Annotated in this window: 12 protein-coding genes; all 12 read right to left on the bottom strand. The window is 47.0% G+C overall.

Translation table 11 applies throughout. From position 1 onward, the window contains the following. Positions 1-22: 22 nt before the first annotated feature. Positions 23-811, bottom strand: coding sequence for an indole-3-glycerol phosphate synthase TrpC (trpC, locus tag IFU39_RS00940; protein WP_076250003.1), 789 nt, complete (start codon positions 809-811; stop codon positions 23-25). Then, positions 801-1841: an anthranilate phosphoribosyltransferase gene (trpD, locus tag IFU39_RS00935; RefSeq protein WP_091018280.1), complete on the bottom strand. Its 1041-nt coding sequence runs from the start codon at positions 1839-1841 to the stop codon at positions 801-803. Before trpD ends, trpC begins: the two co-directional genes overlap by 11 nt. 68 nt (positions 1842-1909) lie before the next feature. Continuing rightward, positions 1910-3478: an anthranilate synthase component I gene (gene trpE, locus IFU39_RS00930; RefSeq protein WP_091018030.1), complete on the bottom strand. Its 1569-nt coding sequence runs from the start codon at positions 3476-3478 to the stop codon at positions 1910-1912. Between the two features lie 729 nt (positions 3479-4207). Then, complete coding sequence (aroH, locus tag IFU39_RS00925; RefSeq protein ID WP_105600000.1) at positions 4208-4585, bottom strand: chorismate mutase; 378 nt, start codon at positions 4583-4585, stop codon at positions 4208-4210. Between the two features lie 5 nt (positions 4586-4590). Then, positions 4591-5685, bottom strand: coding sequence for a 3-dehydroquinate synthase (gene aroB, locus IFU39_RS00920; RefSeq protein WP_105599405.1), 1095 nt, complete (start codon positions 5683-5685; stop codon positions 4591-4593). A 1-nt stretch (position 5686) separates the two neighbouring features. Continuing rightward, positions 5687-6856 (bottom strand): chorismate synthase, encoded by a 1170-nt coding sequence (gene aroC, locus IFU39_RS00915; protein ID WP_105599406.1) that lies wholly within the window; start codon positions 6854-6856, stop codon positions 5687-5689. Between the two features lie 178 nt (positions 6857-7034). Then, entirely contained in the window at positions 7035-7829 is a 795-nt protein-coding gene (locus IFU39_RS00910) for a CheR family methyltransferase (RefSeq protein ID WP_192131014.1), read from the bottom strand. Positions 7830-7854: 25 nt separating this feature from the next. Next, positions 7855-8298, bottom strand: coding sequence for a nucleoside-diphosphate kinase (ndk, locus tag IFU39_RS00905; protein WP_017687704.1), 444 nt, complete (start codon positions 8296-8298; stop codon positions 7855-7857). Positions 8299-8452: 154 nt separating this feature from the next. Continuing rightward, positions 8453-9427, bottom strand: a complete 975-nt coding sequence (locus IFU39_RS00900) for a polyprenyl synthetase family protein (RefSeq protein ID WP_192131012.1) — start codon at positions 9425-9427, stop codon at positions 8453-8455. A 343-nt stretch (positions 9428-9770) separates the two neighbouring features. After that, positions 9771-10391: a UbiX family flavin prenyltransferase gene (locus tag IFU39_RS00895; RefSeq protein WP_017687702.1), complete on the bottom strand. Its 621-nt coding sequence runs from the start codon at positions 10389-10391 to the stop codon at positions 9771-9773. Beyond that, entirely contained in the window at positions 10392-11258 is an 867-nt protein-coding gene (locus IFU39_RS00890) for a UbiA-like polyprenyltransferase (protein WP_105599410.1), read from the bottom strand. Then, entirely contained in the window at positions 11251-11979 is a 729-nt protein-coding gene (locus tag IFU39_RS00885) for a demethylmenaquinone methyltransferase (protein ID WP_036607690.1), read from the bottom strand. Before IFU39_RS00885 ends, IFU39_RS00890 begins: the two co-directional genes overlap by 8 nt. Positions 11980-11981: the final 2 nt, after the last annotated feature.

The raw sequence follows: 11981 nt of genomic DNA, 5'->3' as shown, positions 1-11981 counted from the left end.
CCATCGTGTATGGAAGTATTCATCATTTAGGTCCCATCAGATCATATACAGCCGCCTCGACATCATCCTTGCGCATGAGATGCTCACCTACGAGAATACCATGAACACCGGCCTGGATCAGAGGTACTGTTGATTCTGGTCCGTCAATACCACTTTCGCTAATCAAGGTAACGCCACTTGGAATCAATTCCATCAAATCCAGTGTCGTGTTCAGACTGGTTTCGAATGTTTTCAAATTCCGATTGTTGATGCCCACTAGTGTTGCCTGCGGAATCTCCAATACCTGCTCCAGTTCTGTTCGGTCGTGGACTTCAATCAAGGCATCCAGCCCCAAACTTTTGGCAAATTCCAGATATTGACGAATCTGTTCAGGTGTCAGAATACTGGCAATCAGCAGTATCGCATCCGCACCCAGTAATCTTGCCTCGGCAATCTGTCGTTCATCTATAATAAAATCCTTGCGTAATAGCGGAATATTCACCGCTTGATGGATCGCCTGCAAGTACTCATTGCTCCCTTGAAAATACGACACATCCGTTAATACGGAGATGCAATCTGCACCTGCTCGCTCATAAGCAGCAGCAATCTCTACCGGATGAAAATCCGGGCGAATCAACCCTTTGGATGGCGAAGCTTTCTTCACTTCAGCAATAAGGCCGAGTTTGCGATTGCGTCCACTTGATAGTGCTTGTTCAAACCCCCGGGTTGCGGGTAGTTGTTCGATTTTTTGGATAGCCTCATCCATACGAAATGTCTGTGCCAATACTTCAACTTCTTTATGTTTGGTTGCAACGATTCGATCAAGATACATGACTGTACGCCTCCGTTGTATGAATTAACTGTTCAAGCTTCCCGGCAGCTTTGCCCGAATCTACCGCTTCTGCGGCAAGTGTGACTCCTTCAGCAATGCTATCTGCAAGACCGGATACATAGATGCACGCTCCGGCGTTCAACAGAACAACATCGCGATAGGCACTCTGCTCACCCTGGAAGATCCTCTTAATAATTTCGGCATTCTGTGCCGCATCTCCTCCAAGCACCGCTTCGAGCGGATGCATGGACAAGCCCATATCACGTGGATCAATATCATAGGTATGCACTTCACCATTGCGAAGTTCAGATACCTGAGTCGGTGCCGAGATACTGATTTCATCCAGACCATCATGGCTGGCCACAACCAACGCTCTTTTGAGACCAAGGCGATTCAGTACTTCAGCAATCATCGGCGTCCGGGAACGATCATACAGGCCAAGCAATTGGCGATCTGCTCCCGCAGGATTGGTTAATGGTCCGAGCATATTGAAAATGGTACGAACACCCAGCTCTTTTCTTGGTCCTGCCGCATGTCGCATGGAAGGGTGATATACCTGGGCAAAACAGAAGCAGATTCCGATATCATCCAGACATTGTCTGGCCTGCTCCCCGTTCAGATGGATATTTACACCGAGTGCCTCTAATACATCTGCACTACCCGCTTTGCCTGAAGCTGAACGGTTGCCATGTTTGGCGACCCGAACCGAGACGGCCGAAGCAATAATGGCGGATGCTGTGGAAATATTGAATTTGTGAATACCCGATCCACCTGTTCCACACGTATCCAGCAAGCCGCTACCATCCGTTAGAATTCGTCCGCCCTGACCACGCATGGCTTCAGCAAAACCGGTGATCTCATCCACCGTTTCCCCCTTCATCCGCAGTGCCATCAGCAAACCTCCGATTTGAGCCGGCGTTGCTTCACCTCTCATAATCGAGTACATCAAATCTCTTGCTTCTGCTTGCTCCAGATGGCTGCCCTCTAGAATCTTCGCCAGGCCATTCTTCATGCCTTCCTCACGAGTGATCTCAGCAATGGGGGTTCCAGGGTTCTCATTCATTATTGGGTTTATGTTCATCTCCGGTCTCTCCTCTCTCAGTTCTTAGCGGCCGCTGGTGTGACAAAGTAGTCTGCATTGGCCAGTCTCAACGTGCTGTCCTTTTCTTTGGCAGGAAACATTGCTTCTGCTGTTCGAATCGCTTTGAGCAATGCTTTAGCTTTGTTAACCGTTTCCTCATATTCATTCTCAGGCACAGAATCCCATACGATTCCGGCTCCGGCCTGTACATATGCTTTTCCTTTTTTGAAAATAATCGTACGAATCGTAATACAGGAGTCCATGTTACCCGAGAAACCAAGGTATCCGATTGCTCCTGCATAAGCACCCCGTGCCTCTTTCTCCAGTTCCGCGATAATCTCCATTGCTCGCAGTTTCGGTGCACCGGATACGGTACCCGCTGGCAAGCAAGAGAGGAATGCATCGAAGAAATCCTTATCTTCTCTAAGCTCGCCCGTAACGTTGGATACCATGTGCATCACGTGAGAATACCGTTCAATCTCCATGAACATGTCACACTTCACACTGCCAAAGCTGGATACCCGGCCCAGATCGTTACGCCCCAGATCAACCAGCATCAGATGCTCCGCGCGTTCCTTCTCATCCTGGAGCAGATCAGCAGCGAGTGCACGATCTTCCGCTTCGGTTGCCCCCCTTGGACGTGTGCCTGCAATCGGTCGTGTCTCCACACGATTCCCGTCCACCTTGACCAGCGCTTCAGGCGAAGTACCCACGATAATCTCATCATCCATTTTGAGGTAGTACATATAAGGTGATGGATTCAGGGTCCGAAGCACACGATACACGTGAAGCGGAGAAACTTCCGTATCAATGTGGAAACGCTGGGATAATACCACTTGAAAAATATCACCTGCGCGAATGTAATCTTTGGCTTGCTCCACATTACCGATAAACTGCTCTTTCGTGAGGTTCGAGCGGATGTCACCCAGTTCAATGTCTCCCGGAATGGAACGCGGATTCAGGTTCTCCCCTGGTCCTTGCTGCTGCAAACGTTCTGCGGCCTGCTCCAGCTTCTCCGAAGTCACTGCATACGCTTGACGTATCTCGTCATCCGTTGCACCGTCCTTGACGTGTACATTACCAACGAGCAACATCTGCTGCTTCACATGGTCAAACACGATAATCTGGTCACAGAACATAAAACGGATGTCATCCATATTCAGATCATCCAGCGCGTGGGCTGGAAGCTTCTCATAATAGGACAGCAGATCATATCCGAAGAAACCAATTGCCCCACCTGTGAATGGTGGCAGTTCATCATCTTTTGGACTGCGGTACTTACGCAGCAGTGCTTTCAGTTCTTCGATCGGTTTGCCTGGCAATTCACGAGTCTTCCCTGCTTCTTCTACAACAATCCGGCCCTTCTTGGCCGAAATCATCAGGAACGGATCTGTACCGATGAACGAGTATCTCGCCCATTGAATACCACCCTCTACACTTTCCAGCAGGAATGCCCGGTCGTTGTCAGCATAACGGCGGAATATACGAATCGGAGTCTCCATATCTGCCAGAATCCGTTTGACTACCGGAATCAGATTATACTCATTCGACATTTTCAGTACTTGATTAACGTTTGGCGTTATCATCAAATCACGTCCTTTCAGATTTATATAAGTTCAACTAGAGAGGTTTACACTGAACACTCCGATGACAGAACAACCTTCCGATCGCTGTTATCCCCAGATTTTTTTGACTCCCTTTCTAAAGGGAAAATCCGGTGATAGCGTATGCTTCCGATGTAGCTTTCTTTCAGAAAGCTTTTAGGCGAACGCTCCGCTTCAACAGGTTATTTCTGTCCTCTCCGTTTGTGTAAAAAGTTTAGTTGAACCTATAAGGGTAGAAGAAAAGGTTATATGTAAAAAAAACCTCTACCATCAGGTAGAGGTTTGGTTATAAGCTGTATTCAACAGGGTGATGCTTCATAAATAACAAGTCCCTATACTTCGCCGTCGGATTATTCACAGGTCGCTGAATTAATGCATCTCACATCATCCAATTCGGGAAAATATATCAGTTATAACACTTCAACTACTCATTCCAATATTTCGTAAAATATAGGAAAGTGCATTGATTGTGTTTATACCAAAATAATATATCAAAATAAAGATGTCCAATGACACGTTTATTTTCCCTGTTCCTGTTACCTATTCCGTAGCACGACGTACCGTGAATCAGTTGACCGGTTTCTGTTGCCCCGGTTACCACCCACTGGACTCTGCTAATACTCCACTAGCTCAGCTGCTCTCAGCTCAATCTCTACTCTACTCAACTGGTTCTCACTATACATCATTATGATCGGTTTGACAACCCACTACTTAAGAGCCAGAAGGTGTTGCCAAATCCGGACGTAATGCCTGTGCACCGTTTAGATACACATGGTTGATTTCATTCTGAGCTTTGTTTGTATTGACATGCACCATGAAACGAATGCACTGCGCCAAGGCATCTTTAACAGGAACCTCCAGTGCACACATTAGTGGTACGAGTTCCCAGCCATCCAGTTGGCGAATAGCTTTTGCCGGGAATGCAGCATCCAGATCCCCAGTTAACGTAATCCACACACTGCAGATATCTTCCGGTTGGATCTCATTGCGATCCACGATCTCCTGCAACAATACAGCCGTTTCCTTCAAAATCTGTTCTTCGTTGTTCTGCGTGACCGTTGTAGCCCCGCGAATTCCCCGTGTGACCATTGCTGTCATTCTCCCTTCCTGAGCATTTCAATGACGTCCCGAACTGCCGACACAGGTACGTCCTTCACAATTCTTGCAGCCCCAATCCGATCAGGAATGATAAACACCATATGACCTTCACGGAACTTTTTGTCATGCATCATCGCTTCCATTAGTGCATCCGTGTCGAGATGCGCAGGCATCGTTGTTGGAAGGCGAAGTGAACGCAACATGCGGACTGTATCTTCATAGAGCCCTGCTGGCGCACCAAGCTTCTCACCAAGCAATGCTGATCCAGCCATACCGATCGAGATCGCTTCTCCGTGCAGGAATTCTCCATAACCGGCAATCGCTTCAATGGCATGACCAATCGTATGTCCCAGGTTCAACAGCGCACGTTCACCATTTTCCCGTTCGTCTCTGGATACAATCTCTGCCTTAATGCCACATCCACGCTCCAAGCCGTATCCAAGTGCTTCCGGATTAAGCGCAAGCAGTTCTTCCGCATGTTCCTCACACCAATGTGCAAAAGCCTCATCACGGATCAGTCCGTGCTTCAACATCTCTGACAACCCCGCCGATACATCTCGCGACGGCAAGGATTGAAGTGTGTCCACATCATAGAGTACAAGCTCGGGCTGGTGAAATGCACCGATCATATTTTTGGCCAGCGGATGATTGACAGCCACCTTGCCGCCTACACTGCTGTCATGCGCCAAAATCGTTGTAGGTACTTGAACAAACTTGATTCCACGCATATATGTAGCGGCAACAAAGCCAGCCAGATCACCTACGACACCACCACCTAGGGCCAGAATCGCAGAACTCCGATCCAGTTTGCCTTCGATCGCAACGGTCATCATATCCTGATACACCGAAAGGGATTTCGATGTTTCACCAGCGGGCACAACCGCCGATACGACTGTATAACCAGCCGTACGCAGCGTTTGCTCCAAACCTGACAAGTATTTGGGAGCCACATTTTCATCTGTAATGATGAGTAGAGGACTTTTTTTGGTCAAGCCATATTGCTCAAAATATTGAGGGGCTTGTGCCAATAGGCCGCTACCAATCAGAATCGGATATGAGCGTTCCTCCAACTGTACCGTCAGCTGACGCATATTAGTAATTCTCCAGTTGAGCGTTATAATTAGCAACATTGGCACGGATCTCTTCCATGGAATCCCCGCCGAATTTCTCCAGGAATGCCTTGGCAATTTCCCACGCTACAACATGCTCCATAACCACACTCGCTGCTGGTACAGCACAAGCATCCGAGCGCTCAACCTGAGCCGTAAATGCTTCTTTTGTATCAATATCGACACTTTGCAGTGGCTTATACAACGTTGGAATCGGCTTCATCACACCACGTACAACGACTGGCATACCGTTTGTCATACCACCTTCGAACCCACCCAGACGGTTGGTTGCCCGGTGGTAGCCGCGCTCGTCCGTATGCATGATTTCATCATGCACCTGTGATCCCCGAATGACTCCAGCTTCGAATCCGATACCAATCTCTACACCTTTGAATGCATTAATGGACATTACGCCTTGAGCGATTCGTGCATCCAGCTTGCGATCGTATTGAACATAACTACCAAGACCAATAGGTACACCTTCAACGATACATTCCACTATTCCTCCGATGGAATCGCCTTCTTGTTTAATCTGGTCGATGTAGGCTTCCATCTTCTTCTCTGTCTCAGCATCCGTAACACGTACAGAGGAAGCTTCTGTCACTGCGATCAGTTCATCAATCGGAAGGTCCTGATATGGAGCTTCGATCTCTCCAATACGAAGTACACGTCCAGCTACCTTGATTCCGAATTCAGCCAGGAATTGACGTGCAATGGCACCACATGCCACACGTACCGTTGTCTCACGTGCACTGGAGCGCTCCAGTACGTTACGCAAGTCTTTGAGATTATACTTGAGTCCACCGTTCAGATCAGCGTGCCCTGGACGTGGACGATGAACGCGACGTTTTTCTTCGTCACTGCCTTCAATCGGCTCAATATTCATAATATTCTGCCAATGTTTCCAGTCGTTATTTTGAACAACCAGCGCTACCGGAGCACCTGTTGTATATCCGTGACGGATACCACCAACGAAATTCGCCTGATCCTTCTCGATCTGCATCCGGCGTCCACGGCCATATCCCTTTTGGCGGCGGTGAAGCTGGAAATTCAGTTCTTCAAAATCAATCGTCAAATTACTTGGCAATCCTTCAATAATAGCGGTCAATTGGGGTCCGTGCGTCTCCCCTGCGGTTAAATAGCGTAAACTCATAATACGTTCCCCCTTTAAACTGTTAAACTTCACATTGCTAAAATCCCATAATTTCTTTGCTTATTATAGTATAGCTGACCGGCTTTGACAAGAAAGTCGGCTCTTTCTTGTACTTGGTATACAAATAACCGCCTGAACACATGTACATGTGCTTCAGACGGCTGAACAACCATTATCATTATTTTTTCCGATAGAAGAATGTCTCTGCTGTCTCCAGACCATATTGTCCCGGGGAGAAGATCTGCTCCGTACTACCCACAAACAAAATACCGCCTGGACGCAAACTTGCTGCAAATTTATGATACAACAGATTTTTGGCTTCCTCGGTAAAATAGATCATGACATTTCGGCACACAATCAGATCGTACCCATCGTCAAAACGGTCCACCAGCAAATTTTGTTTCATGAACTTGATCGAATTTTTGAGTTGCTCATCAATACGGTATACCAAGCCATCCTGCTTGAAGTAACGGTTCGCCGTTTCCTTTGGCACATCCTTAAGTGAGCGTTCCATATAACGCCCTTCCTTGGCTTTGGCCAATGCGCCTTCATCCAGATCACTTGCCGTAATGGAGCTGTCCTTCAAAAGGCCCATCGTGTCCAGAATCATGGCGAGTGTATAAGGTTCTTCACCTGTTGAACAGGCTGCACTCCAAACTTTAGCACGACGCTTGGACCCCAGCAGCTCAGGCAGAATTTCGTCCCGCAGCACTTCCCAACGATTGGGATTACGCCAGAATTCCGACACGTTAATCGTCATACGATCAAGGAACTCGTAGAACAATGATTTATCTTTCTGCATAGCTTCAAAAAAGTTAGAAAATGTATGAAACCCGTTTTTGTTGCGAAGTGTGGTCAGCCTTCTTTTCATCTGGCCTTCCTTGTATTGAGCAAGATCAATGCCTGTGCTCTCTTTGATTTTACGAATGAATCCGGTGTAATCCGGGTCTAGTAGTTGTTCTTGCTCCAGCATCGTGTATCACCCTTTTGGCTAATAATTACAACCAGGCTGCGATGCTCTTGTCGTATACCACCAGTTCATCTGAAGCAAAGAAATTTGCTGCTTCACGGGAAGCACTTTCCGGTGAATCTGCCCCATGAATCAGATTATGTGGTGTGTGGCTGGCGAAGTCTCCGCGAATGGTACCCGGAGCTGCTTCCTTCACATTGGTTTTTCCGATGACGATGCGCGCAAGCGCCACAATATCGTCGCCTTCCCACACCATGGCAAATACAGGCCCAGATGTGATAAAACGAACCAAATCATCGAAAAACGGTTTACCCTCATGTTCAGCATAATGGCGTTTTGCCTGATCCTCAGACATCTGTACCAATTTGCCTGCCACCAACTTAAATCCTTTGTCTTCCAGACGGCTAATAATTCGACCGATCAATCCACGCTGCACACCATCCGGCTTCACCATCAAAAATGTACGATCCATCAGCTCACTCCTCACTCACGGTTCAAAGTTAATCACTATGTAAACGCAATCCCTCTGATTGTAACATACATGTCCAAATCCTCCCAATGAGGAATCTCACAGTTCTGTTCATCTTTGGGTATGAGTAATACGAGAGTTGAAGGTCATACATTGTTTAATGCGTACGTTTAACCACAAAATGAGCGATATCACGCAGGTTTTTGGTCGTCTTGATGTTAGGTAGCTGATCGAGAGCATCGAGCGCTTTCTTCATATATCGGTCAGCAAGGGCTTCTGCTTTAGCAATTCCTTGACTTTGGCGAATCATTCCAATTGCATCCCATGCACTTGCCCGTCCTTCTTCATGCTGGACACGGGAAATCTCCTTAAGCAAAGGTTCCCGCAGATTGGATTCTTCTAGGGCATAAAGTACAGGAAGAGTGATATTTCCTTGCTTCATGTCACTGCCAGGTGGCTTGCCAAGTTGTTTCTCGGTACCTACCAGATCAAGTACATCATCTTGGATCTGGAAAGCCATCCCCACATTGTATCCGTACGTATACAGCAGGGAAGAAACATGCTCAGGCGCACGTGTAGCCAATGCCCCTAACTGACAGCTAACGGCAATCAGAAGTGCTGTTTTGCGGCGAATCCGCAGCAGATAGTTACGAACACTTTGTCCCGTATTGAAAAAATCGCGAATTTGCTCCATCTCACCAATGGACATCTGTACCATAGCTTTGGCAAGGATACGATGAATAGCTGGATCGGATAATCCGGCAGTCATTTCAAGTGCCTTACCGTAGATATAGTCTCCTGTGTACATGGCAATCCGATTATCCCATTTTGACTTCACCGTGGGTTTGCCACGGCGTGTCTCCGCATTATCAATGACATCATCGTGAACGAGGGATGCCGAATGAATGAGTTCCAGCGGAACCGCAACCAGCTTCAGACGTTCAATGTCGTATGTACCAAATTTCCCACCAAGTAACACAAAAACAGGCCGTAACCGTTTTCCTCCTGCTTTGAGCAAATGAAGTGACGTTTCACTCAGCAGCTTCTGTTCTCCTCGAACACTGCGATACAACTCTTTCTCAATGTAATCCATGTCCTTTTTTAACAACCCGAAAATATCCAATAGTTTCATTCGTTCACCCGTATCAGCGTATTGTCAGTCCATAAATTCATGCTTACCTTCCCCTCCAGCAAGTCGGGCCTGCAGGCATTACGAAAAACCCGGCTTACCGTTCTTGCTTGTGTTGTTCTATAAGGTAATCTAACGTGTTTTTCTTCTCCGAATGTCATAGCCGACACCCGAAAATTAAACTCTGCGACTTGTTCTGAAACAAAATACAGAAGTTGCCGGAGCATGGGTCAAGACTGTGGTTCATGAAGACTCACCATCAGTGCTCACCAATACCCCGGGATTCGGGGGACAAATAAACCGAGCAACACTTTGGCAAAAAACAGCCTTGTATCGAACTCAGTCGTTATCCCCGTTCATCCGGTTCTCCCCATCTTGTAAACAGTTGATGTGGGATGCGCAAGCTATCCAGCACTTTCCCCACCAAAAACAGAATCAACTCATCCATAGTCTGAGGTTTGTAATAAAAAGCAGGCATAGCCGGTATCATTCGCACACCAAGACGAGAAAGCTTCAGCATGTTCTCCAGATGGATTGCATGAAGAGGCGTCTCACGTGGTACGAGGATCAATGTTCTTCCCTCTTTCATCATAACATCGGCTGCGCGAGACATCAGATTATCCGACGATCCCTGCGCGATGGACGAAAGAGTTCCCATCGAACATGGCATGATAATCATGCCATCGGCCAGATAAGAACCACTTGCAATGGAGGCCCCTATATCACTCACAGGATGATAGATCAGAGAACCGGCACGGTTGCCGAATTTTTCTTCCAGCACTGCGTCCCGATTCGTCACATCCCAATCCAATTCTTCTTTCAGTACACGCCACCCTGCATTGGATATGACCAGATGAACGTTATATTCCAAATCAAGCAGCGTTTCAATTAATCGAATGCCATATATGCTGCCACTCGCTCCGGTAATTCCGACAACCAGTCGTTTATTGTCCGGCTGCTGTACCATTTATTTCACCGCCAGATCAATCAGAGTGAACGTAAATACGATTAAACTAAGCAAACTGTTCATGGTAAAAAACGCCGTTTGAACACGGCTCATATCATTAGGCGATACAATATAGTGTTGATAGAACAGAATTCCATACGTCACCAACATGCCTGCGCCATACCACCAGCTCAGATCTGTCATCAACAATAACGCAAGAAAACCAATTGCAGTAATCACATGGAAGAACTTGGCGATCTGCAAGGATTTAACCAGGCCAAAACGCGAAGGTATGGAGTGAAGACCCTCTCCCTGATCGAATTCCAGATCCTGACATGCATAGATAATATCAAAGCCCGCTGTCCAGAACACAATCGTAACGTACAGCACAATCGCTGTCCAATCCATCGTTCCTGTTACAGCTACCCAGCCACCAAGTGGTGCCAAACCAATCGTCATTCCGAGAACGACGTGGCATAACCATGTGAATCGTTTGGTGTACGAATACAATACCAACATAAACACAGCAATAGGCAACAGCTGCATGGATAATACATTAAGATTGGATGAGGCCCAGAATAACAATACAAATGAGATAATGACAAATATAACAACTTCCCCATTTTTCAACAGTCCTGCCGGGATGGCTCTCATCGCGGTACGCGGGTTTTTACCATCAATCGCTTGGTCAATAATTCGGTTCAAACCAAAAGCCGCACTACGTGCGCCGACCATCGCAAGCAATACCCACATGATCTGCATCCAGCTTGGGAAGGTATTATTCACTACCATGGAGCCGAGAATGGCCCCCATAAATGCAAAAGGTAAAGCAAAAAGCGTGTGTTCAATCTTGATCATTTCTAAAAAGATGCGAATTTTCCTAAACATGCTGATTCTCCTTGGTTCCAATATGCAGTGCCGCGATACCTCCGGTCAGAGGGTAGGCCTGCACTTGTTGTAATCCAGTTTCTGCAAAAATGTCTGCCAGTTCCTGCCTTCCTGGGAAAATGGCCAGTGAGTCCGGCAGCCATTTGTACTGCTCAAAACTTTTAGCAAACACTTTGGCAAGATTCGGTAAAACCTTCTCAAAATAAAAATAATAAATGCCTTTAAACGGCTGCCATGTTGGCTTGGACAATTCCAGGCACACAACCATACCGCCCGGTTTGACCACACGTTTCATTTCAGACAACACTTGCCTGAGATCAGGTACATTGCGCAGCCCGAACCCAATCGTCACATAATCAAATGAATTGTCTTCGAAAGGAAGTGACATGGCATTTCCCTGTGTCAGGGTAATCTGCTTCTGACGTTGCACCGCATTGATCTTTGTCTGGCCAACCTCCAGCATGTTGCTGCTAAAATCAAGTCCGTGCATGTGCCCCGTTTCACTTGCCTCTGCCATAGCAAGCGTCCAGTCACATGTGCCGCAGCACAAATCAAGACCGGTATCGCCTTTGGACATATTCATCTTTTTCATGGTGAATTTACGCCAAGCCTTATGCCTGCGGAAACTCAGAATATCATTCATGACATCATATTTTCCGGCTATACTCTGAAAAACCGAATGGACATATTCTTCTTTCGGTTTGGTCTCTCCGCTCCCCATTC

Source organism: Paenibacillus sp. CFBP 13594 (assembly GCF_014842675.1).
Classification (GTDB): Bacteria; Bacillota; Bacilli; order Paenibacillales; family Paenibacillaceae; genus Paenibacillus; species Paenibacillus amylolyticus_B.
Note: the sequence above shows the minus strand (reverse complement) of the source record. Positions and strands in the feature narration are given on the sequence as shown.

Coding starts and splice junctions, on each gene's coding strand:
- IFU39_RS00895 (WP_017687702.1), bottom strand. CDS start 10,391: ATGGTACAGCAGCCGGACAATAAACGACTGGTTGTCGGAATTACCGGA.
- trpC (WP_076250003.1), bottom strand. CDS start 811: ATGTATCTTGATCGAATCGTTGCAACCAAACATAAAGAAGTTGAAGTA.
- aroH (WP_105600000.1), bottom strand. CDS start 4,585: ATGGTCACACGGGGAATTCGCGGGGCTACAACGGTCACGCAGAACAAC.
- IFU39_RS00900 (WP_192131012.1), bottom strand. CDS start 9,427: ATGAAACTATTGGATATTTTCGGGTTGTTAAAAAAGGACATGGATTAC.
- aroC (WP_105599406.1), bottom strand. CDS start 6,856: ATGAGTTTACGCTATTTAACCGCAGGGGAGACGCACGGACCCCAATTG.
- aroB (WP_105599405.1), bottom strand. CDS start 5,685: ATGCGTCAGCTGACGGTACAGTTGGAGGAACGCTCATATCCGATTCTG.
- ndk (WP_017687704.1), bottom strand. CDS start 8,298: ATGGATCGTACATTTTTGATGGTGAAGCCGGATGGTGTGCAGCGTGGA.
- IFU39_RS00890 (WP_105599410.1), bottom strand. CDS start 11,258: ATGTTTAGGAAAATTCGCATCTTTTTAGAAATGATCAAGATTGAACAC.
- IFU39_RS00885 (WP_036607690.1), bottom strand. CDS start 11,979: ATGGGGAGCGGAGAGACCAAACCGAAAGAAGAATATGTCCATTCGGTT.
- trpE (WP_091018030.1), bottom strand. CDS start 3,478: ATGATAACGCCAAACGTTAATCAAGTACTGAAAATGTCGAATGAGTAT.
- IFU39_RS00910 (WP_192131014.1), bottom strand. CDS start 7,829: ATGCTGGAGCAAGAACAACTACTAGACCCGGATTACACCGGATTCATT.